Source organism: Halorubrum sp. Ea8, from assembly GCF_002252925.1.
Lineage (GTDB): Archaea > Halobacteriota > Halobacteria > Halobacteriales > Haloferacaceae > Halorubrum.
Genome location: NZ_NHPF01000077.1, coordinates 1 through 19,579 on the forward strand (window position 1 = coordinate 1; position 19,579 = coordinate 19,579).

Sequence of the window (19,579 nt, forward strand, 5' to 3'; positions counted from 1 at the left end):
TTCTTAACTTAACATCACCCATATACGTCTTTGCCACTATCAAAAAAAGGGAGGAAGGCTGAGAGACGACTGTGTCGCCAGAGTAGTATATTTGATGGCTGCTCTGCTCGGTCTGCTGGGATGCTACCGTGCAAGACTCGCGGCTTGTATACAGCAGCGCCGTTTCATATTCTCTGCAGTCTGTCAGTATGGGTGTAACCGATACAGAGCATCTATGCAGTGGTTGGCCACCCATTCGTTGCGTACTGACCGTGGGTCGGATGCGGTGTGGGTGGAATTTTAATATCACCACGTTGTATGTCATTATATGTCATGTAGAATCCGCTGTAATGACTGTGATCTCGATCGGTGGTTCGAAGACTGTGTGACGGCACACAAACGAGCGAAAAATCATGAGGCGCGATATACGTCCCACTGGGTCACTCTCTATGACCCACCCGAGGACAGCACTTTCGCCGATAACAAACAGCGACCGAGCTCGTCATAAATGGATCAGAAACCGTGACGCATACGCGCTGTGTATCTCGCACGACTGTCGGGACATCTCTTCGAACTAGTAGAATCCGTAACAATCAGTTAGTACGCCTCAGCGCCCGGGCGTTTCAAACGAGAATACGTCTGAGGAAGACGATTTTAACAGAGCCAGCGCAACGAGTCGCTCGGCGACAACGCCAACGCGCGTTCGCGACGCTACTCGTCTCGGCGGTCGTACCGCCTCACCAACACGCGGAGCCACCAGAGCTTCAGGGCGACGCTGGCGACGGTGCCGAGCGTCGCGCCCCTCGGCGACCGGCGCCACGCGGCGGACAGTGCGTAGACGAAGCCGAGCGCTCCGGCGGCGTTACAGACGTTCGGATAGCCGAGCCCGACCGTCCGGTTCCCCGCCTCGCCGATCCACCACCGCTCGGCGAGCACCGCTCGGGTCATCCAGGCGTCGTCGGTCTCGGGCGGCGAGAACAGGAGCGGGTTGATCGCCGTCCACGCGAGCGCGGCACAGAGCAGTCGCCAGTCGCGGCGGTAGACGGCGTACACGATGACCGGACCCGACGGGACGCGGGTCCACCCGCTCTTCGGGTTCGAGTGGCGGAGCCAGAACCGGTCTCCGAGCGTCCCGGACGTGTCGGTGGTCATACGCGGTGGTCGTGCCGGCGGCGACATAACTCTGACTGGCACCGAGCACCGCGCCGTAGGAATCCGACGAGCGCCGCGGCCGTCGTCTCGGTGATCTCGCGGACCCTGGTGACGCCGAGGGCCCGGGGACGCTACACCGCCGGTCCGAGCGACCCGAGTGCGTCGCCATCGTCGATCGCCGCCGCCAGCTCGACGGTGGCCTCGCCGAGGGTCGCGAGCCGGTCGCCAACCCCCTCGTCGACGAGCTCTCCGTCCGCGAAGTCGTCGCCGCTCGCGTACGTCGCGCCCCCGACCGTGTGGGCGCCGAAGAACGCGAACGCCGGGCGGAGCTCCTGGTCGACCGCGAGGAAGTGGTGGTCGGTCGCGCCCGTCGCGACGAGCCCGACCGCGGCGTTCTCGAAGGGCGCGACGTCGCCCTGCCACTCCCCGCGGGGCACCATGTCGAAGAGGTTCTTCAGCGCGCCCGAGTACGACCCGCGGTAGACGGGCGTGCCGACGACGTACGCGTCGGCCTCGACGATCAGTTCGAGCGCGTCGGCGGTGTCCCCCTCGTGGTTGTCGATCCCGCGCCCGTCGGCGGTCGCGAGGTCGTAGTCGGCGAGGTGAAGGACAGCGGTGTCGACGTCATGCGTGTCAGCCGCCGCGTCCAGCGCGACCTCGACCGCGGTCCGAGTCCGGGAGTCGGCGGAGACGCTGCCGACGATCCCGAGGAGCGTTCGCTCGGCCATCACTTCGCCACCTTCGCGCCGCCGACGTCCTCGATCTCGTCGACCGCCTCGATCTCGTCCGGATCGAGCGGGTCGGCCGCCTCGATCGCCGGGATGATCGTCTCGCCGAAGCGTTCGAGCTCCGGCTCGAAGTCGAGGAAGCCCGCGAGGACGATGTCGACGCCGATCGCGTCGAGCTTCCGGACGCGCTCGATTATCTGCTCGTCGGTGCCGATGAGCCCGGTCTTGAACCCGTCGTTGTACTGGACGAGGTCCTCGAACTCGGAGTCCGACCACATCCCGTCGCCCTCGGCCGACGACTGCCCGGCCTGTTTCACCTGCTGTTTGAACGCGTCGACCGCCTCGTCGGTGGCGTTCTCGATGATCCCCTCGAGGACCGCCTTGGCCTCGGACTCGGTGTCCCGCTGGATGACGAACGCGTTCGCGGCGAACCGCGGCGGCTCCGTGCCGAACTCCGCGGCGTACTCCTCGACGTCCTCGATGACGGCGCGGATCTCTTGGAGGCTTCCCCCGTTGATGAACAGCGCGTCGGCGTGCTTCGCGGCCATCTCCCGGGCCGCCTGCGAGTTCCCGCCCTGGAACACCTGCGGGTACGGGTCTTGAACCGGCTTTGGTTCCATCGGCGCGCCCTCGAAGCCGTCGATGTCCTTTCCGATCGTGTAGAATCGGCCGTCGTAGGTCGCCCGGTCTTCGGTCCACAGCGCCTGCAACACCTCGATGAACTCGGTCGAACGGGCGTACCGCTCGTCGTGCGCGAGCCACGGCTGACCGAACCCGGTGAACTCCCCTTTGAACCAGCCGGAGACGACGTTGATCGAGAAGCGGCCGTTACTGATGCGGTCGGCGGTGGCGATGAAGTTCGCCAGCGGGCCGGGCTCCCACAACCCCGGATGCACCGCGCCGATGACGTGTAGCTCGTCGGTCTGCGCCGCGAGCGCGTTGGCGATCGACAGCGCCTCCAGCTGCTTTTCGGCGCCGTAGCTGCCGAAGAAGCGCGCCTGTGCGAGCGCGTAGTCGAAGCCGACGTCCTCCGCCGTGCGGGCGAGGTCGAGATTGTAGTCGTACGTCCAGTCCGTCTCCGTCTCCCAGTCCGACACGACCAGCCCGCCGCTGACGTTCGGGACCCAGTACGCGAATTCAGTGTCCATACCCGTTCATCTGCTCGTATCGGTTTAACGCGGGTCACAACGGCGAACGCTGTCGGCGTTCCGCGATAGCGGTCGCGTTTGTGCAGGGACGCGGTCGGCGGCAAGCGTTGACGGGAGCTCGGTCGGCGGCAAGCGTTGACGGGAGCTCGGTCGCAACCGCGGTCGACCTCCGCACCTGATGCGGAGACCGTCTGTCCCGGCGGTGTCGACGGCACAGCTATACCCTCGCGGGAAGTGTCATTCAGTATGAAGGCATGGAGATGGGTCGCGGTCGCCCTCGTCGGGGTCGTCGTTGTCGGCGTCGCCGCGTACGCGGTGTTCGCCGGGGTCCTGATCGGGTCCGACGTGGCGTCGTACTCCTCCGACGGCGTGACCGTCTCGGGCGTCGCGTACGAGGACGCGCTCGCGCGGGCCGGAGCCGCCGGCTACGCGGTCGAGCGCGTGGAATCTAGCGGTTTTCACCCGGAGGACATCGACGAGCTCGACGCCGAGCTCGGCCCGGAGTACGAGGCGTTCAGAGTCACGTTCGACCACTCGGAGACGAAGCGGCTGTGGGCGACGTTCTACGCCGACGAGGGGACGACCGTCGTGACGCTCTTCGCGGACGACGCGCGCGGGGGCTTCACGATCGACGACCTCCCGCCCGACGAGTGGCTCGTCGACCGCCTCACGCTCCTGTTCGAGATGGACGAGCCCACCGCGGAGGCGTACGTCGAGGAGATCAAAACCGAGATCAGGACGACCGATCCCGCCGAACCGGGCGCCGGCACCCCGAGCGTCGAGGTCGGCGAGCCGGTGGCGTTCGAAGCCACGTACGACGCGCTGACGGCGAGCGCGGCGACCGTCAACGCGACCTCGTCGCCCGGCGACGGCTGGCACGAGCGCGAGTACTACGCTGGCGACGGGCGGCTCGGGAGCGTCGAGTTCGTGCTCTCCCGGGCGACCGTGACGCACGAAGCGGACGGGTACACCTACCGCGTTCACCTCGACTACCACGGCGGCGTCGAGGTCGACGCGCAGACGCGCGCGTCGCGGTCGTTCGAGGAGGCGGCCGTTCGTGCCGTCTTCCGTACTATGTTCGAGGAGATGGGGATCCCGCCGGACACGATCGACCACATGTCTCTCGAGTACCGCGGCAGCGTGTGGTGAGCGCGGGCTCCCGGCGTCGGTCGCGGGGTTCCGTCGCCTCTCGAACAGTCGCCCTCAAGTGGTGACCTCGGCCGGAGCAAAGCGGTCGTTCGTTCCGTTGTCGCTCCGTTCGGCCTGGTTCCCGTCCCCGACACACCTCATAGCGATGCTTCTCCTCGCGAACTGCTCGGAGAAGCATGCGCGGGACCGGATTCGAACCGGAACCAGACGTGCTCGCTTCGCTGCGCGCGTCTGGGAGGATTCGAACCGCTCCTGCTCCCTCGTCGCTTCGCTCCTCAGTGCGCGGGACCGGATTCGAACCGGAGCAAGACGGTCGCTCACTTTGTTCGCGCTGCGTCTTGCAGGGTTCGAATCGTCGTCGAAATGCTTCTCCTCGCGAACTGCTCGGAGAAGCATGCGCGGGACCGGATTCGAACCGGCGGACCCCTACGGGATAGCGTCCTAAGCGCTACGCCTTTGGCCTGGCTCGGCAACCCGCGCGCGGGCTACCGTACCCGAGTCGGTCAAAAATAGTTGTCGCTACGGGGGCGTCGACCGCGCCGGCGCCCTCAGATGTCGGCCTCGAACGGCAGGCGGTCGAGGACCGCTTCCTCGCCGACGCGGTCGAGGACCCACTCCGCGAACAGGACCGCGGCGATCCCCAGTCCGATCCCGAAGAGCGTGTCCGAGAGGTAGTGGGTGCCGAGGTAGATCCGCGAGAACGAGATGAGGGCGGCGAAGCCCGCGGTGGCCGCGAACGGGAGCTCGTCGGAGTTCCACGCGATCCCCGCGTACGCCGTGACGGCGGCGGAGTGCCCGGAGGGGAACGAGCTCGTGGTCCCGCCGCCGCCCTCGGTCACGCAGACCGGATTCGGCGGGAACGGGCGCTCGACGAGTGACATCAACCCCCAGACGACGACGCCGAGCAGTGAGAGCGCGACGACGCTCCTAACGAACTCCTCGCGCCAGCCCGCGAGGTAGAACAGGCCGACGATCACGACGCCGGCCGTGACGGAGCCGAGGCCGGTCATCGACGTCATCATCTCGGTCAGGAACGGCGTGCGGACGGCGGCGACGAACTCGGCCGCGAGGCGGTCGACCCACCTGACCGCGCTCAGGACCGCACCGATCTGCGCGTGCATGCTTGCCCGGCCCTATCGGCCGGACGACCATAGGCGCTCGTTCTTCTGCGGGGGCTCGCAGTCACGCGCAGAACTCGCAGTCGCAGTAGGCCGCGCAGACGGGGTTGTCGCAGTCGGCGCCGCGCGCCGAACAGTGGGTCCGGCCGTGGCGGATCAACAGCACGTGGAGCGGGTAGATCAGCTCGTCCGGCACGACCTCGTCGAGGGCGTCGTGGGCCGCCTGGTTCGAGGCCGACTCCGAGACGAGCCCGAAGCGCTTCGAGACGCGCTCGACGTGTGTGTCGACCGCCATCGTCGGCTTGCCGAAGTGGAAGTTCAGGACGACGCTCGCGGTCTTCGGACCGACCCCCTTGATCGCCGTGAGCCAGTCCTTCGCGTCGTCGGTCGCCATCGCGTCGAGGAACGCCAGCGAGTAGGCGCCCCCGGTCTCCTCGCGGACCGCGGCGAGCGCGCGCTGGATCCGGGCGGCCTTCTGGTCGGCGAGCCCCGCGACGCGGATCGTCTCGGCCAGTTCGCCGTGGGCGGCCGCCTCGATCGCCGCGAAGTCGTCGTAGCGGTCGAACAGCGCCGCCGCCGCCCGGCTCGTGTTCGCGTCGGCGACGTTCTGCGAGAGGATCGTCGTGACCAGCTGGCGCACGCCCTCGCCGGGCTCGGCGGTCGGGTCGGCGCCGTGCTCGGCCACCCTGTCCACCGGCTCGTACAGCGACACCAAGTCGTCGTGCAGATCGCGCACCCGCGTCTCGTCCCACGCTTGCGTGGACATATCAGACGTACGGGCGGCGTCGACTTCAGGGCGACGGACGGGGACCGACGAACGCCTCCACCGACGCCGCCCGAGCGCCCCGTCAGCCGGCGTCTCCCCGCGCGGCCTTTTTATGTCGCACCCCCCAACGTAAGGATATGTATCGAGCGAGCGATCGCGTCGACAACGCGGCGTGGATCGACCGGATCGACGACGCGTGCGCGACGCTCGACCTCGACGACGAGGCGCTCTCGACGGCGACCGACCTCTTCTTATCGCGGGCCCCCGACGACGACCGCGGGAAGCGCGTCGCCGCCGCCGCCAGCCTCTACGCCGCCGCGCTGATCCGCGGGCAGGAGCGGTCGCAGTCCGCCGTCGCCGACGCGATGGACGTCTCTCGGCTCTCCGTGCAGAAGCGGTGGAAGCCGATCCTAGAGGACGCCGGCTTCTCGCCGCCGACTTGGTAGCCGCGTCCGCATCGGCGCGGTCCTGTTACTGCGGCGTCGGCACGGCCCGTTACCGCGGCGTCGCCACGACGCCGAGGTGGTCCTCGTGGTACCGGTCGAGCCGCCGCGTCTCCAGGATCTCGTAGGTCTCTCCGAGTTCGTCGAGCGCGGCCTCGAACACGTCGGTCGGCGCCGCGGTGGCGTCCTCGCTCCGCGCCTTCACCGCGAGCAGGAGCCGACCGTCGTCGTCGAGGAACCGCGCGTTCCGCGCCGCCACGGCCGCTTGCCCGCGGGTCGCCACGTCTTGGACGATCGCGTCGACGTCGGCCTCGACGACGTGCGCGTACGTCTCCGGCTTCCGGGCGTCCTTCAACAGCGGGAACAGCCGGTCGCGCGGCTCCGCGGCGTCGAGGAGGTCGCGGGCGGGGCGCGGGGCGAACTCGACCGCGTACGTCGGCCCCGCGAAGTCGGCGACGTGGCTGACGGTCGTCCCGCTGGCGGCGCCGAGGTACAGGACGGTTTCCCCGCCGGTCAGCCCGGTGTCGAATCCGAGCTCCAACATCCCGCCGAGCTTCGAGCGCTCCGGGTCCCACGCCCGCCAGCCGTCGGCGGTCGGCTCGCCGTACACGGGCGGGCCGCGCGTCGCGAGCCGCGTCTCGCCGGCGATCTCGCGGCGTTCGACGCCGTCGGGGAGCGAGGGGTCGCTCACGCGTCACCCCCCGCGTCGGCGGCGTCGTCCGCCGCCGCGTCCGGCTCCGCCCGCGCCCGTATCGTCGCCATCCGCTCGCGGAGCTCCGCGTGGAGCGTCTCCCGGCGCTCCCCGGCGTAGTGGTCGACGCGGGCCGCGAGCGTCAGCTTCCCGGCGAGCGCGCGCGCGGCCGACCCGCGGTCCTCGGGCCGGGTGTTGCGGACGTAGTCGTGCGTGTAGATGATCCCGTGTTTCGGGGAGGGGGCGCGCCCGGAGAGGTGCGCGAACAGCGCGTCCTCCGCGCCGAGCACCTGCACCGTGCCGGAGGGCTTCTTCGCGAGCGACTCCAGCCCGCCGGCGAGGGCGATCAGCCGCGCCGCGAGCTCCGGGCCGGCCATCTCGGCGAGGTTCGGCGCGACAACGGGCGCGATCCGGTCGATCGACGCGGCGAGCGCGTCGCGCTCGTCGGCGAGTCCGACGACGCGCTCCGCGAGCGACACGGCCCGGCGCTCCAGCTCGCTCTCGGGCTCGCGGTCCGCCACCGCCCGAGCGCCTTCGATACCCGGCTCCGCGTCGTCAAACAGGCTCCCCGCCCACTCGGCGGCGCGCTCGGCCAGCTCGTTGGCGGTGCGCTCGCAGTCGTCCATCGCCCGCACGGCGTGGATCAGCTGTCGGTCGTCTGCGCGCTCGCGCTCGCGGACGGTCGCGCGGGTCGCCGCCACGGTCGCCCCGTGGAGCCGGTCGTAGTAGTCGTCGGTCGACTCCGCGAACCCGGAGCCGACGGCGAGCGCCGGCCAGTCGCGCGGCTCCTCTGCCTCGCCGTCCGAGATCCGATCGTGGGCGGCCTCGGCCGCGTCGCCCCCGGCCGCCTCGTCCGCGGCGCGGCCCGCGAACCAGCCCGCGTCGGCGTCGGTGTCGGTCATTACCGGCGGCTACTCGTCCCCGGCGTATAGGCGTTCCCGAACGGCCACGGGCGCTCGGCGGCCCGACCCGTCGCCTCGCTATGCGGTCGCCGCGTCGTCGGCCTCGTCGAGCGCTTCGTCCTCGTCGTCCGACCGCAGTGCGGCGAGGAAGCCGCCCGGATCGGACCGGACGTCGGCGACGGTCGCGCCGGCGAACGCGCCGAGCGCGGCGCCGCTGCTCGCGGCCTGTCGACTGATCAGTCCGCCGACCGCGGCGCCGGCGGCCCCGCCGACCGCGGCGAGCGTTGCCCGGGAGAGTGCGCGTCGGATGCGAGATCCCATGGCCGATTCATTTCCGTCTAATTACATAAATCCACCCGTCGTCGACACCGGTCGCCGACGGTCCGCGTTCCTCGGTCACTGCAGCCGCTTGGTCGTCTCCACGAGGGGGTGTCGCGCGTAGTCGACGATCTCGATGTCGGTGATGTCGTCTAACCCCTCCTTCTCGGCGGTCTTGGCCATCCCGAGGTCGACCGCGCGCTCGGGGACGATCACGTACGCGTCCATCGTCTCGATGCCCGCCTCGTGGGCGGCCATCACCCGGTGGTGGCCGTCGGCGAGGTGGAGCGTGCCGCCGTTGTCGATGACGACCAGCGGCTCCGCGAGCCCGCGCTGCAGCTCGTACTGACGCCCCTCCAGCTCGTCGGCGTACACCCGAGCCTGCGTCGGGATGAGGTCGGTGAGCCGGACCTCGCGGCGCTCCTCCGAGAGCGCGACGCCGTGGATCTGTTCGAGGGTCCGCATCAGCTTCCCGACCTTGCTGGGCGTGGCGCGCTCGATCTGCGAGCGGACCACGTCCGTGTTCGAGATGATCCCAACGAGGTTGTCGGCGTCGTCGACGACGGGGAGCCGCTGGATCCCGGAGCGGAGGATGACCCGGGCGGCGTCGGTCACCTTCATGTCCGGGTGCGCGACGATGAGGTCGTCGGACATCACGGTGAAGACGGGGGCCTCGTCGTCGGCGAGCAGCAGGTCGGCGGCCGAGACGAACCCCTCGACGGTCCGCCCCTGCGTGACGGGGAACCCGTTGTGACCGTCGCTCTCGGCCATCCGCCGCGCGACCTCGCCGACCGTCTCGTCGGGGCTGACGGTCTCGACGTCGCGGGTCATGTACTCGCCGACGGTCGGTTTCCCGCTCATCGTCCGTCGTTCGTCCCGGTGGAATAAAAAGGGGGCGGGGCGCTTCCCACCGCGGGACCCGCTACGACCGCTCGTGAACGGCGAACTCGACGGCGTTGACGACGTAGTGGGCGACGACCGGGACGAGCAGGCTCCCCGTGGCGACGAACAGCCCCGCGAGCGCCAGCCCGAGCGCGCCCGCGACGACGATTCCCAACCGCCCCTGCGCCCCGTGGCCGAGGCCGAAGGCGACCGACGAGCCGACCGCGAGGAGCCACGGGTCGACCGCGAAGCCCGCCGCGAGCGCGCCGACCAGCGCGCCGCGGAACAGCGCCTCCTCGAAGACCGCGACGACCGGGAGCGCGACGATGAGCAGCAGGACCCACTCGCCGGCCGTCCCGGGAGCCATCGCTGCGCGGAGCCGGTCCGACGGCGCGAGGCCGACGCGCGAACCCAGTCGGGCGGCCGCCTCGTTGCCGGTGGTGAGAGCGATTCCCGCGGTGACGCCGACCGCGACGAGCGCGGGGGTCCCCAGCGACGCACCCGCCGGTGAGCCGAGCGTCGGGTGCGTCCCGCCGACGCCGAACGCCGCCGCCGGCACCGCGGCCCACCACGCGACCGCGGCGAGGACGACGAGCCCGCCCGCCTGCGACGCGGCGGCGTTGAGGAGCAGCAGTCGCGTCGTGAGGACCGGGCGGTCGTCTGGCCGGCGGATCGCGGGGCCGGCCCCGGTGTCGGCGGCTCCCTCGACGCCGGGAGCGTCGGGGTCGCTCTCGGTGTCGGCGGCGTTTCCGTCGGCTTCCCCTCGGGGGTCGCGACCGGCGTCACCGACGTCGCTCGGAGCGTCGCTGACCTCGTCCCGGGAGTCGGCGATCCGGGCCCGCTCCAGCAGTCGCTCCGAGCGACGAGTCAGAAAGAGAATCGACAGCGTCAGGGCAGCGGTCGCGAACGCGAACGCCGCCCAGTCCGGCATCTGGTGCGGTGTCGAGGCGGTCTTACTGCGGGCTCGGGCTGGAGGGACCGGAGACGCTCCCCTCCTTCAGGGCCGAGCCGGTGATCGACTTGAGCCGGGAGACCAGCGAGTCCTTCTCGGCCTCGCCCTCCAGCGCGATGTCGAGCACCTCGCTGATGTGCGAGACCGGGATGATCTCGACCATCTCCTTGTACTCGTCTTCGATCATCACGTCCTGCTCGTTCGCCTGCGGGATGATGACCCGGGTGCAGCCGGCCTTCGCGGCCGCCTCGATCTTGTGGGTCACGCCGCCGACGGGGAGCACGTCGCCGCGCACCGACAGCGAGCCGGTCATCGCGAGGCTCTGGTCGACGCCGACGTTCTCTAACGCGGAGATGACGGCGGTCGCGACCGTGATGGACGCGGAGTCGCCGTCGACGCCCTGCTGGCCCGCCTGCACGAACTGGATGTGGATGTCCATCTCCGAGATGTTCTCGTCGGAGAACTTCTTGATGATCGCGGAGACGTTCGACACCGACTCCTGGGCCATCTCCTTCAGCTGGCCCGTGGCGATGACCTCGCCGGGCCCCTGCGAGGGCGCGACCTCGGCCATCACCGGGAGCATGATCCCGGAGTCCTCGCCCATCACGGCGAGCCCGTTGACGCGGCCGACGACGTAGCCGTCGGAGACCTGGAGCTCGTAGTCCTTCCGGCGCTCGATGAAGTCGTCCGCGAGCTGCTGTTCGATGGAGCGCGAGCGCCCCTTCGCCTGCAGCACGTGCTCGCGGGAGGTCATCTCGGCGTCCTCGCCGCGGGCGATGTCGCCGGCGACGCGGACCATCCCGCCGAGGTTCCGCATCTTCAGCGTGAGGTGGCCCTTCCGGCCGGACCGGCGCTTGGCTTCGAGGATGATCTCCTCGACGGCCTCGGCCGTGAACTCCGGCAGGCGGCCGTCCTTCGCGACCTCCTGGGCGATGAACCGGACGTACTTCCGGCGCATCTCCGGGGTGTCCTCGATGGTGTCCTCCATGTACACCTCGTAGCCGTACCCCTTGATACGGCTCCGGAGGGCCGGGTGCATGTTCTCCATCGCGTCGAGGTTCCCGGCCGCGATCATGACGAAGTCGGTCGGGACGGGCTCGGTCTGGACCATCGCGCCCGAGGAGCGCTCGGACTGGCCCGTGATCGAGAACTCGCCCTCCTGGATCGCCGTCATGAGGTGCTGCTGGCTGCGGATGTCGAGCGTGTTGATCTCGTCGATGAACAGCACGCCCTTGTTCGCCTTGTGGATGGCCCCGGCCTCGACGCGGTCGTGACTGGGCGTTTCCATCCCGCCGGACTGGAACGGGTCGTGCCGGACGTCGCCGAGCAGCGCGCCGGCGTGCGCGCCGGTCGCGTCGCGGAACGGCGCCGTCTTCGTGTCACCGTTGTTCACCAGCAGGTTCGGGATCATCGCGTCGGAGCCGCGGTTGAGGTAGCGGAAGACGAGGTAGACGACCCCGGCGGCGATGATGCCGACGAGGATCTGGCCGACGATGATGAGCGCGTAGCCCAGCACGACGGCGATGATGATCCACATCAGCAGCGACCGCATCTGGTTGCGCTTGCGCGCCTCCTCGCGGTGCGCGTCGACGATCTGGTCGCCCTTCCCCGCCGGCACGGTCCGGACCTTCGGCTTGTTACCGTCGTCCGGGTTGTGGTAGACGAGGACGTCCTGCAGCTCCTCTTTCGGGAGCAGCTCGGACATCGCCTTCGCGAGCATCGACTTCCCGGTCCCGGGCGAGCCGATCATCATCACGTGCCGGCGCTGCTTGGCCGCCTTGATGATCACGTCGCGGGCGTGCTCCTGCCCGATCACCTGGTCGACGAGGCGGTCGGGGATCTCGAGTTCGGCGGTGGTGTCGATCTTGAGTCCCCCGAGGAGGTCGTCCTCGTCCGGGTCTTCTTCGATCTCGGCACCCTCGACCTCGACTGAGCTCCCGAGCTCGTCGATGTCGCCGTCCTCGCTCTGTTCGGTGACACCCTCGGGGGTGACGCCGGTCTCGTCCCCGTGACCCGGCTCGGCGTCGTCCGGGCGCGGGTCGTCGTCGACGACGATCCCGTCGTCCCAGACCTCGTCCGGCTCCTCGCCGTCCACCGGCTCCTCGCGGTCCGCCGACTCCTCGGCCTCGTCGGCCTCGCCGGGCGCGCGAGCGCCGTCGTCGGGAGCGACGTCGTCGGGGGCGTCCTCGCCGTTCCCCGCCGGATCCGAGGCCTCTGACCCGGTTTCGTCCGGGTTCTCGGGGTCCTCGGTCGGCGGGTCGTTCGCGTCCTTTTCGTTGCTCATAGAATCGGATATCGCTATGAAAAACGAAGGGTCGGCTACTGATATACTTTCTCCCCGCGGGCGATCCGTTGAGACACAGAGAAAACGGTCCATGAGCGGCTATAGGCACCGATATCTCCGTTTGGGGCGTCCCACGGGGTTTATAAATACTGGCCGCCCAACGTGGATCCATGCGCGGGTTCTACATCGGGCGGTATCAGCCGTTTCACGACGGACACCGGCACATGGTCGAGGAGATCGCCGGCGAGGTCGACGAGCTCGTGTTGGGGATCGGTTCCGCCGGCGACTCCCACACCACTCGGAACCCGTTCACGGCCGGCGAGCGCGTGATGATGGTGACGAAGGCCGTTGAGCACCTCGACGTCACCACCTACGTCGTGCCCATCGAGGACCTCGACCGCAACTCCGTGTGGGTGAGCCACGTCCAGAGCATGACCCCGCGGTTCGACGTGGCCTACTCGAACAACCCGCTCGTCGTCCGGCTGTTCGAGGAGGCCGGCGTCGAGGTGCGCGGCTCGCCCATGTTCCGCCGGGACGTGTTAGAAGGGACGGAGCTCCGCGAGCGGATGATACACGGCGCCGACTGGGAGGCGCTGGTCCCGGAGGCCGTCAGTCGCGTGATCGAGGAGATCGACGGCGTCGAGCGCATCCGCCGGATCGCCGAGACCGACACGAACGGCGAGCCCCCGATGGACGCGTAGTCGCCGATGGACGCGTAGTCGCCGCCTTTTAGGAATCAGCCGGCGTTCGGATCGCGTATGATAACGCTCGCCTCGGACTTCGGCTCGCCGTACCCCGCCGCGATGAAGGGCGTGATCCGACGCCGCACGGACGCCGAGATGATCGACGTCGCCCACGACCTCCCGCGCGGCGACCCGCGGGCGGCCGCGTTCTGGCTCCGGTTCGTCCTCCCGGAGTTCCCGCCGGCCGTCCACTGCGCCGTCGTCGACCCCGGTGTCGGCACCGACCGGGACGCGCTCGTCGTCCGCGCCGGGGCCCACGTGCTCGTGGCGCCCGACAACGGGCTCGCGATGCCGCCCGCGAGGGCGCTCGCCGAGCGGTCGGCGGCGGAGAGCGCCGGCGCGGAAGCGGGAGGCGACGCCCCCGACGTGGAGGCGTTCGCCGTCGACGTCGACGACCCCGCGAGCCAGACGTTCCACGGCCGCGACGTGTTCGCGCCGGTCGCGGCGCGGGTCCGCGCTCGGCTCGACGAGGGGTCCGCGGCCGCGGGTCCGGAGGGAGTCGCCGCCGCCCTCGACTCGATGGCCGACCTCTCGCCCGCGAGCGACCCGGTCGACATCGCGTTCCCCGAGCCGACCGTCGAGCGCGACGAGGACGGCGACCCCGTTGCCGTCGACGGCGAGGTGCTCGTCATCGACCGGTTCGGTAACGTCGTCACGAACGTCCCGGGCGAGCTCGTCCGCGGCAGCGACTGGATCCGAGTCAACGGCGAGCTCACACCCGTCGCGGAGACGTTCGGCGCGGTCGATCCGGGCGACCGACTCGTCACGATCGGGAGCCACGGCTACGTGGAGTGCGACGTCAACGACGGCCGCGGCGACGGGGCGTTCGAGCTGCGGCCGGGCGACGAGGTTCGGCTCGTCGGCGACAACGTGAGTATCTGAGCGGTCGCGGGGGACAACGTGAGTATCTGAGCGGTCGCGGGAGAAACGAGCGGCGGGGACCGGCGCTACAGCTCCACGCCGGAGGGGATCAGGCTCTCGCTGCGGAGGAGGTTCCCCTCGTGGTCGTAGACGAGGAACGTGTCCTTGTCGTAGGAGACGAGCCGTTCGCCCTCGACGTCGATCACGACGCGGTAGCGAGCGTCCTCGTCGTCGGCCGAGTCGCGCGCGGCGTGGATGAACGGGAGGACGTCCGTCGCGGTCTCGTTGAGCTCCAGCACGAAGTCCCCGGTGTATCGGTTCGTCACGCCGACCACGCCCTCGGGGTCGGCAGTGTCGGAGAGCGGTTCTCGGAGACGGAACGCCACGTCCACCTCGGCGGCATCGAGAAGGTCGCCCTCCGTGTCAGAGAGCCGGTCGCGTAGGAGTCCCTCCGGCCCGTGGAAATCGATCCGGACGACGGGCGTCGCCCGCTCGTCGGCGCCGTCGCCAACGCCCTCGACGGTCAGTTCGAAGTAGTCACGCCGCATTGCCTATGTTGTTGTTTGCGGTCGGTACGTATCAACGTAACGGGCGGGTTCCGGCGCGGACGGCCGAGACTGAGGTTGACGCCGGGCTCTCGCCCCCGGCCTCGCGGTTGATAATCGCTCGGTGGAATTTAAACCACCACGCCGCATACGGACCGTAACGAGATGGCGAGTGACGCTCGCGACGACGCCGGAGACCGCTTCGAGGCCCTCCGGCGGCGGCTCTCTCGAACGTGGGAGATACTGCGGGGGTCGGAACTCGACGTCCGCTCCTTCCGCCCGGGCGAGGACGGCCCGCTCGCCGACTTCACGGTGCCGGAGGGCGAGCGCGAGGTCGACTGCTACTGGGTGAACGCCCCGTACGCGTACGTCGTGATCACCTACGACGACGCCGAGAGCGAGCACCGGTACTACGCGGTCGAGCCGGACCTCGACGAGTTCGAGCGCGACCTCCTCGACCGCGTCGTCGACGACATCCGCGATCCACTGCTGTACCGCGAGGGGACCGGCAAGACCGACGAGGAGACGCTTCGGAAGGAGCTGCAGGCGTTGTTGGAGGGGTACGGCGTCGAGGCCGACATGGCGACGTTCCACGCGCTCGCGTACTACCTCTATCGTGACTTCCGCGGCTACGGGAAGGTCGACCCCCTGCTGAACGACCGCCACATCGAGGACGTCTCCTGTGACGGGTACGACCTCCCGATCTTCGTCTACCACGACGACTACACCGACATCGAGACGAACGTCTCGTTCGCGAAGGGCGAGCTCGACAACTACGTCATCCGGCTCGCCCAGCAGTCCGGGCGCCACGTCTCCGTCGGCGACCCGATCGTGGAGACGACGCTGCCGGACGGCTCCCGCGCCGAGCTCGCGCTCGGCGAGGAGGTGACCCCCCGCGGCTCCGCGTTCACGATCCGCCAGTACGCCGAGGACCCGTTCACGCCGATCGACCTCGTGGAGTACGGCACCTTCTCGGTCGAGCAGATGGCGTACTTCTGGCTCTGTATCGAGCACAACAAGAGCCTCATCTTCGCCGGCGGCACCGCCTCGGGGAAGACCACCTCGATGAACGCGGTGTCGATGTTCGTCCCGCCGCGCGCGAAGGTGCTCACCATCGAGGACACCCGCGAGCTCTCCTTGTACCACGACAACTGGCTCTCCTCGGTCACCCGCGAGCGCCGCTACGAGGGGACCGACATCGACATGTACGACCTGCTCCGGTCCGCGCTGCGCCACCGCCCCGAGTACATCGTCGTCGGCGAGGTGCGCGGCGACGAGGCGATCACGCTGTTCCAGGCGATGAACACGGGTCACACCACCTTCTCGACGATGCACGCCGACTCGATCGAGACGGTGATAAACCGGCTGGAGAACGAGCCGATCAACGTGCCGCGCGCGATGGTGCAGTCCCTCGACATGCTCTCGATCCAGACGCTGACCCGCTCGGGCGACCAGCGGGTCCGCCGCGCGAAGACGATCGGCGAGATCGGCGGCATCGACCAGCGGACCGGCGAGCTCGACTACTCCTCCGCGTTCGAGTGGGACGCCGAGACCGACGAGTTCCGCCGCAACGACTCGTCGCTCATGGACGAAATCGCCGACGAGCGCGGCTGGTCACGCTCCGAGCTGCTCCGCGAGATCCGGCGCCGCGAGCGCTTCCTGGAGCTGCTCCGCGCGCTCGGCATCACGGACTACCGGACGTTCACGGCCCTCGTCAACGAGTACTACGCCGACCCCGACCGCGTGATGAACCGGCTAACGGAGCGGGCGGCGGACGCCGAGGGCGTCGCCGTGCCGGACGAGGCGACCGCGCCGGACGACGGGCGGGGGCCGGCCGATACGACTACGCCGGACGACGGGCGGGGGCCGGCCGGGGACGAGACGGAGTCGCCCGGAGTCGGAGACCCGCCGCGATGATCGCTTCGCTCCCGCTGTTCGCCGCGCTCGGACTCTGTTCGGCGCTGCTGTTACCGGTCGTCTCCCGCCGCGTCGACCTGTTGGCCACTCGGGTCGCGCTGTCGCTGTTCGGCGACTATGTCGCGGAGGACGGCCCCCGGCGACGGCGCCAGCGCGACCTGTTGCACGCCGCCCACGTCGCCGGGACCCACCGGGCGTACGCCTCTCGGACGCTGCTGTACGCCGGCGCGCTCGGCGTCGCGGGGAGCGTGCTCGGGGTGTACGCGGCCGCCGCGCTCCTCTCCGCGCTCGACGTCGGCGCGGAGGCGATCCGCGCGGCGCTGCCGGGGTCGCTCTCCTTCCTCGCCGGCGTCGCGGGGCTGGCGACGCTCGATCTCCCGGGGCTGTTCCTCTTGCTCACCTTCGCCTCGGCGACGCTCGGCTCCGCGCTCGCGGCCGGCACCTACTACGGGCGGTGGGAGCTGCTGAGCCAACGGGCGCACGCCCGAGCCGCCGAGATCGACGCCACTCTCCCGCGGACGGTCGCGTTCATGTACGCGCTCTCGCGGTCGGGGATGGCGTTCCCGCGTGTGATGGACACGCTCGCGGAGAACGAGGCGGTGTACGGCGAGGCGGCCACGGAGCTGTCGGTCGCCGTCCGCGACATGAACGCGTTCGGTACCGACGCCCTGACCGCGCTCCAGCGCACCGCGCGCCGGACGCCGAGCGACGACCTGGCCGACTTCTCTGAGAACCTCGCCTCGGTCCTCGGCACCGGACAGTCGATCTCGGCGTTCCTCGCGGACCAGTACGAGCTGTACCAGGCGGAGGCCGAGTCGAAACAGGAGCGCTACCTTGAGCTGCTGTCGACGTTCGCGGAGGCGTACGTCACGGCCCTCGTCGCCGGGCCGCTCTTCTTCATCACCATCCTCGTCGTCATCGGCCTCGTGCTGGAGGACACGCTCCCGCTGCTCCGCGTCGTCGTCTACCTCGGCGTCCCGCTGGCGACGTTCGGGTTCGTCGTCTACGTCGACAGCGTGACGCAGGGGGTAGGCGGAACGGAGAGCGTCGACCTCTCGGAGCCGGCCGACGACAGCGCGACCGGCGTGACCGGCGACATCGGGGGCGGCGAAACCGCTCCCGGCGGTCAGAGCGACGGCCGACTCACGGGGACCGACGGCGCGGGAAGCGCGGCGACGGCCGAAGCCCGGTCCGACGGCGGCGTCGCCGAGGGGACCGAGAGCGACCCGGGCGGCGCCGGCGGGGTCGCGGGCGAGGCCGACCGCTGGGCCGTCAGCCGGGAGCGGCTCCGGGCGTACGACCGAGTCCGGCGACTGCGACGGTGGGCCGCGTCGCCAGTCGAGAACGCGGTCGAGGCCCCGTGGACGTCGTTCCTCCTGACCGTGCCGCTCGCGGTCCTCGGGCTGCTCGCCTTCGCCTTCCCGGTCACGCTCGGGTCGCCGACCGAGATGGTCGCGCAGATCGAGACGCCGATCGTCGTCGCGACGGCGTTCGTCCTCGCGGTCTACGCGGTCGTCTACGAGGTCCGGAAGCGGCGTGTCCGCCGGATCGAGTCGTCGGTGCCCGACTTCCTCGACCGCCTCGCGAGCGTCAACGAGGCCGGTACCTCCGTCGTCGGCAGCGTCCGGCGCGTCGCCGACTCGAACCTCGAGGAGCTGACGGCCGACCTGAAGCGCACCCGCCGCGACATCGACTGGGGCGCCGACGTGAGCACCGCGCTCCGCCGGTTGGAGCGCCGGGTCCGATCGCCGATGACCTCCCGGGCCGTGGCGCTGGTGACGAACGCGATGCACGCGAGCGGCGACATCGGGCCCGTGCTCCGGATCGCGGCCGACGAGTCGCGAGCGACGTGGTCACTCCGGCGGGAGCGCCGGCAGGTCATGCTCACGTACCTCATCGTGATCTACATCTCCTTCCTCGTCTTCCTCGGGATCATCACCTCGCTGTCCGTCTCCTTCATCCCGGCCATCGAGGAGGCCGCGATCCCGAGCGGCGGCGGGGCGGGCACCGTTCCCGGCGCGCCGAGCGGCCCGACCGGGATCACCGACGGTCTCGGCGACATCGACGCGTTCGCCTACGAGCAGCTGTTCTTCCACGCCGCGGCCGTGCAGGCCGTCTGCTCCGGGATCGTCGCCGGCCAGCTCGGCGAGGGCTCGGTCAGGGACGGGGTGAAACACGTGGTCGTCCTCCTCGCGCTGACGCTCCTCACCTTCGCCGTCATCGGCATGGTGTGACGGGACGCGCGTCGGGCAGCCCTCTCTCGCCGGGTCGTCTCCCCGCCGGACCGCCCTCTCTCGCCGGACCGCCAGTCACCGGAGCTATGTCGCTCGGCGCCGACCGACCGGCATGGAAACGGACCCGCAGTCGACGTACGACCGCATCGCCGCGCACTTCGCGAAGACCCGCGAGTACGCGTGGCCGGAGGTCGAGTCGTTCCTGGACGGTCGGTCGGCGACGCGCGCGCTCGACGTCGGCTGCGGCAACGGCCGCCACGCGGAGCTGCTCGCCGCCCGCGCGGAGTCGGTCGTCGGTATCGACCTGAGCCGAGCGCTCCTGCGCGAGGCGGCGACGCGAGCCCGCGAGCGCGACTTCGCCGATGCGCTGGACCTCGTTCACGGCGACGCCGCCGCCCTCCCGATCGCCGACGACGCGGTCGGGCTCGCCACGTACGTCGCCACGCTCCACCACCTCTCGCCCCACGCCGCCCGCGTTCGAAGCCTCGACGAACTCGCGCGGGTCCTCGCGCCGGGCGGGGTCGCGCTCGTGAGCGCGTGGAGCACCGCCCACGACCGCTTCGACCGGACGGAGGGGTTCGACACGACCGTCGACTGGACGCTCCCCGGCGGCGAGACGGTCCCGCGGTATTATCACGTCTACGCGCCCGACGAGTTCGACGCCGATATCGATAACAGCCGGCTCTCAGTCGTCGAATCGACCGTCTCCAGCGGGAACTGCTACGCCGTGGTCACGGGACCTCGCCCCTAATTATCACGACGGATAC

19 protein-coding genes and 1 tRNA gene are annotated in these 19,579 nt (G+C 69.9%); 7 read left to right on the plus strand and 13 right to left on the minus strand.

The features are described from left to right. Positions 1 to 690: 690 nt before the first annotated feature. The 3 genes from DJ74_RS08165 to sfnG all read right to left on the minus strand — a co-directional run bounded on the left by DJ74_RS08165 (position 691) and on the right by sfnG (position 3,007). Positions 691 to 1,131, minus strand: coding sequence for a DUF6653 family protein (locus DJ74_RS08165; RefSeq protein WP_094526928.1), 441 nt, complete (start codon positions 1,129 to 1,131; stop codon positions 691 to 693). 131 nt (positions 1,132 to 1,262) lie between these two features. Then, entirely contained in the window at positions 1,263 to 1,859 is a 597-nt protein-coding gene (locus DJ74_RS08170; protein WP_094526929.1) for an NADPH-dependent FMN reductase, read from the minus strand. Further along, positions 1,859 to 3,007 (minus strand): dimethylsulfone monooxygenase SfnG, encoded by a 1,149-nt coding sequence (sfnG, locus tag DJ74_RS08175; RefSeq protein ID WP_094526930.1) that lies wholly within the window; start codon positions 3,005 to 3,007, stop codon positions 1,859 to 1,861. The genes DJ74_RS08170 and sfnG overlap by 1 nt, the downstream gene beginning before the upstream one ends. Before the next feature lie 246 nt (positions 3,008 to 3,253). Between sfnG and DJ74_RS08180 the strand changes: the two genes are divergently transcribed. Continuing rightward, complete coding sequence (locus tag DJ74_RS08180; RefSeq protein WP_094526931.1) at positions 3,254 to 4,156, plus strand: hypothetical protein; 903 nt, start codon at positions 3,254 to 3,256, stop codon at positions 4,154 to 4,156. 395 nt (positions 4,157 to 4,551) lie between these two features. Here the strand turns inward: DJ74_RS08180 and DJ74_RS08185 are convergent. The 3 genes from DJ74_RS08185 to nth all read right to left on the minus strand — a co-directional run bounded on the left by DJ74_RS08185 (position 4,552) and on the right by nth (position 6,040). Beyond that, positions 4,552 to 4,636: transfer RNA gene (locus tag DJ74_RS08185), tRNA-Leu, on the minus strand. A 68-nt stretch (positions 4,637 to 4,704) separates the two neighbouring features. After that, positions 4,705 to 5,277, minus strand: coding sequence for a phosphatase PAP2 family protein (locus tag DJ74_RS08190; protein ID WP_094526932.1), 573 nt, complete (start codon positions 5,275 to 5,277; stop codon positions 4,705 to 4,707). 61 nt (positions 5,278 to 5,338) lie between these two features. Beyond that, on the minus strand, positions 5,339 to 6,040 hold the full coding sequence (gene nth, locus DJ74_RS08195; RefSeq protein WP_094526933.1) for an endonuclease III: 702 nt from the start codon (positions 6,038 to 6,040) through the stop codon (positions 5,339 to 5,341). Positions 6,041 to 6,177: 137 nt separating this feature from the next. On the opposite strand from nth, the gene DJ74_RS08200 reads away from it, so the two are divergent. Beyond that, a complete protein-coding gene (locus tag DJ74_RS08200) occupies positions 6,178 to 6,486 on the plus strand; it encodes a cyclin (RefSeq protein WP_094523885.1) in 309 nt (102 codons plus the stop codon). A 49-nt stretch (positions 6,487 to 6,535) separates the two neighbouring features. Here the strand turns inward: DJ74_RS08200 and DJ74_RS08205 are convergent, their stop codons facing one another. From DJ74_RS08205 to lonB, 6 genes are all read right to left on the minus strand, one after another. After that, the gene (locus DJ74_RS08205; protein WP_094526934.1) at positions 6,536 to 7,174 is read right to left on the minus strand and encodes a fibrillarin-like rRNA/tRNA 2'-O-methyltransferase; all 639 of its coding nucleotides are present in this window, start codon (positions 7,172 to 7,174) and stop codon (positions 6,536 to 6,538) included. Then, on the minus strand, positions 7,171 to 8,076 hold the full coding sequence (locus tag DJ74_RS08210) for an NOP5/NOP56 family protein (RefSeq protein ID WP_094526935.1): 906 nt from the start codon (positions 8,074 to 8,076) through the stop codon (positions 7,171 to 7,173). The genes DJ74_RS08205 and DJ74_RS08210 overlap by 4 nt, the downstream gene beginning before the upstream one ends. A gap of 78 nt (positions 8,077 to 8,154) precedes the next feature. After that, the gene (locus DJ74_RS08215; protein ID WP_094523882.1) at positions 8,155 to 8,397 is read right to left on the minus strand and encodes a hypothetical protein; all 243 of its coding nucleotides are present in this window, start codon (positions 8,395 to 8,397) and stop codon (positions 8,155 to 8,157) included. Between the two features lie 75 nt (positions 8,398 to 8,472). Next, positions 8,473 to 9,255, minus strand: a complete 783-nt coding sequence (locus DJ74_RS08220) for a CBS domain-containing protein (protein WP_094523881.1) — start codon at positions 9,253 to 9,255, stop codon at positions 8,473 to 8,475. A 61-nt stretch (positions 9,256 to 9,316) separates the two neighbouring features. Beyond that, complete coding sequence (locus DJ74_RS08225; RefSeq protein ID WP_094526936.1) at positions 9,317 to 10,207, minus strand: CPBP family intramembrane glutamic endopeptidase; 891 nt, start codon at positions 10,205 to 10,207, stop codon at positions 9,317 to 9,319. Between the two features lie 22 nt (positions 10,208 to 10,229). Beyond that, positions 10,230 to 12,512 carry an ATP-dependent protease LonB gene (gene lonB / locus DJ74_RS08230; RefSeq protein ID WP_094526937.1) on the minus strand — a complete coding sequence of 761 codons (2,283 nt, stop codon included), beginning with the start codon at positions 12,510 to 12,512 and terminating at the stop codon, positions 10,230 to 10,232. A 170-nt stretch (positions 12,513 to 12,682) separates the two neighbouring features. On the opposite strand from lonB, the gene DJ74_RS08235 reads away from it, so the two are divergent. Together DJ74_RS08235 and DJ74_RS08240 are read left to right on the plus strand one after the other, a co-directional pair. Next, complete coding sequence (locus DJ74_RS08235; RefSeq protein WP_094523878.1) at positions 12,683 to 13,213, plus strand: nicotinamide-nucleotide adenylyltransferase; 531 nt, start codon at positions 12,683 to 12,685, stop codon at positions 13,211 to 13,213. 57 nt (positions 13,214 to 13,270) lie between these two features. After that, entirely contained in the window at positions 13,271 to 14,137 is an 867-nt protein-coding gene (locus tag DJ74_RS08240) for an S-adenosyl-l-methionine hydroxide adenosyltransferase family protein (protein WP_094523877.1), read from the plus strand. A gap of 65 nt (positions 14,138 to 14,202) precedes the next feature. On the opposite strand, the gene DJ74_RS08245 is transcribed toward DJ74_RS08240, so the two are convergent. Then, the gene (locus tag DJ74_RS08245) at positions 14,203 to 14,664 is read right to left on the minus strand and encodes a DUF5793 family protein (protein ID WP_094526938.1); all 462 of its coding nucleotides are present in this window, start codon (positions 14,662 to 14,664) and stop codon (positions 14,203 to 14,205) included. Between the two features lie 162 nt (positions 14,665 to 14,826). Here DJ74_RS08245 and DJ74_RS08250 point away from each other — a divergent pair, with 162 nt between their 5' ends. From DJ74_RS08250 to DJ74_RS08260, 3 genes are all read left to right on the plus strand, one after another. Continuing rightward, a complete protein-coding gene (locus DJ74_RS08250) occupies positions 14,827 to 16,578 on the plus strand; it encodes a type II/IV secretion system ATPase subunit (protein ID WP_094526939.1) in 1,752 nt (583 codons plus the stop codon). Next, positions 16,575 to 18,812 carry a type II secretion system F family protein gene (locus DJ74_RS08255; protein WP_094526940.1) on the plus strand — a complete coding sequence of 746 codons (2,238 nt, stop codon included), beginning with the start codon at positions 16,575 to 16,577 and terminating at the stop codon, positions 18,810 to 18,812. The genes DJ74_RS08250 and DJ74_RS08255 overlap by 4 nt, the downstream gene beginning before the upstream one ends. Positions 18,813 to 18,924: 112 nt before the next feature. Further along, positions 18,925 to 19,563, plus strand: a complete 639-nt coding sequence (locus DJ74_RS08260; protein ID WP_094526941.1) for a class I SAM-dependent methyltransferase — start codon at positions 18,925 to 18,927, stop codon at positions 19,561 to 19,563. Positions 19,564 to 19,579: the final 16 nt, after the last annotated feature.

Bases quoted from the DNA above. Each gene is read 5' to 3' on its own strand.
- DJ74_RS08165 (WP_094526928.1), bottom strand. From the start codon at position 1,131: ATGACCACCGACACGTCCGGGACGCTCGGAGACCGGTTCTGGCTCCGC.
- DJ74_RS08170 (WP_094526929.1), bottom strand. From the start codon at position 1,859: ATGGCCGAGCGAACGCTCCTCGGGATCGTCGGCAGCGTCTCCGCCGAC.
- sfnG (WP_094526930.1), bottom strand. From the start codon at position 3,007: ATGGACACTGAATTCGCGTACTGGGTCCCGAACGTCAGCGGCGGGCTG.
- DJ74_RS08180 (WP_094526931.1), top strand. From the start codon at position 3,254: ATGAAGGCATGGAGATGGGTCGCGGTCGCCCTCGTCGGGGTCGTCGTT.
- DJ74_RS08190 (WP_094526932.1), bottom strand. From the start codon at position 5,277: ATGCACGCGCAGATCGGTGCGGTCCTGAGCGCGGTCAGGTGGGTCGAC.
- nth (WP_094526933.1), bottom strand. From the start codon at position 6,040: ATGTCCACGCAAGCGTGGGACGAGACGCGGGTGCGCGATCTGCACGAC.
- DJ74_RS08200 (WP_094523885.1), top strand. From the start codon at position 6,178: ATGTATCGAGCGAGCGATCGCGTCGACAACGCGGCGTGGATCGACCGG.
- DJ74_RS08210 (WP_094526935.1), bottom strand. From the start codon at position 8,076: ATGACCGACACCGACGCCGACGCGGGCTGGTTCGCGGGCCGCGCCGCG.
- DJ74_RS08215 (WP_094523882.1), bottom strand. From the start codon at position 8,397: ATGGGATCTCGCATCCGACGCGCACTCTCCCGGGCAACGCTCGCCGCG.
- DJ74_RS08220 (WP_094523881.1), bottom strand. From the start codon at position 9,255: ATGAGCGGGAAACCGACCGTCGGCGAGTACATGACCCGCGACGTCGAG.
- DJ74_RS08225 (WP_094526936.1), bottom strand. From the start codon at position 10,207: ATGCCGGACTGGGCGGCGTTCGCGTTCGCGACCGCTGCCCTGACGCTG.
- lonB (WP_094526937.1), bottom strand. From the start codon at position 12,512: ATGAGCAACGAAAAGGACGCGAACGACCCGCCGACCGAGGACCCCGAG.
- DJ74_RS08235 (WP_094523878.1), top strand. From the start codon at position 12,683: ATGCGCGGGTTCTACATCGGGCGGTATCAGCCGTTTCACGACGGACAC.
- DJ74_RS08240 (WP_094523877.1), top strand. From the start codon at position 13,271: ATGATAACGCTCGCCTCGGACTTCGGCTCGCCGTACCCCGCCGCGATG.
- DJ74_RS08245 (WP_094526938.1), bottom strand. From the start codon at position 14,664: ATGCGGCGTGACTACTTCGAACTGACCGTCGAGGGCGTTGGCGACGGC.
- DJ74_RS08250 (WP_094526939.1), top strand. From the start codon at position 14,827: ATGGCGAGTGACGCTCGCGACGACGCCGGAGACCGCTTCGAGGCCCTC.
- DJ74_RS08255 (WP_094526940.1), top strand. From the start codon at position 16,575: ATGATCGCTTCGCTCCCGCTGTTCGCCGCGCTCGGACTCTGTTCGGCG.
- DJ74_RS08260 (WP_094526941.1), top strand. From the start codon at position 18,925: ATGGAAACGGACCCGCAGTCGACGTACGACCGCATCGCCGCGCACTTC.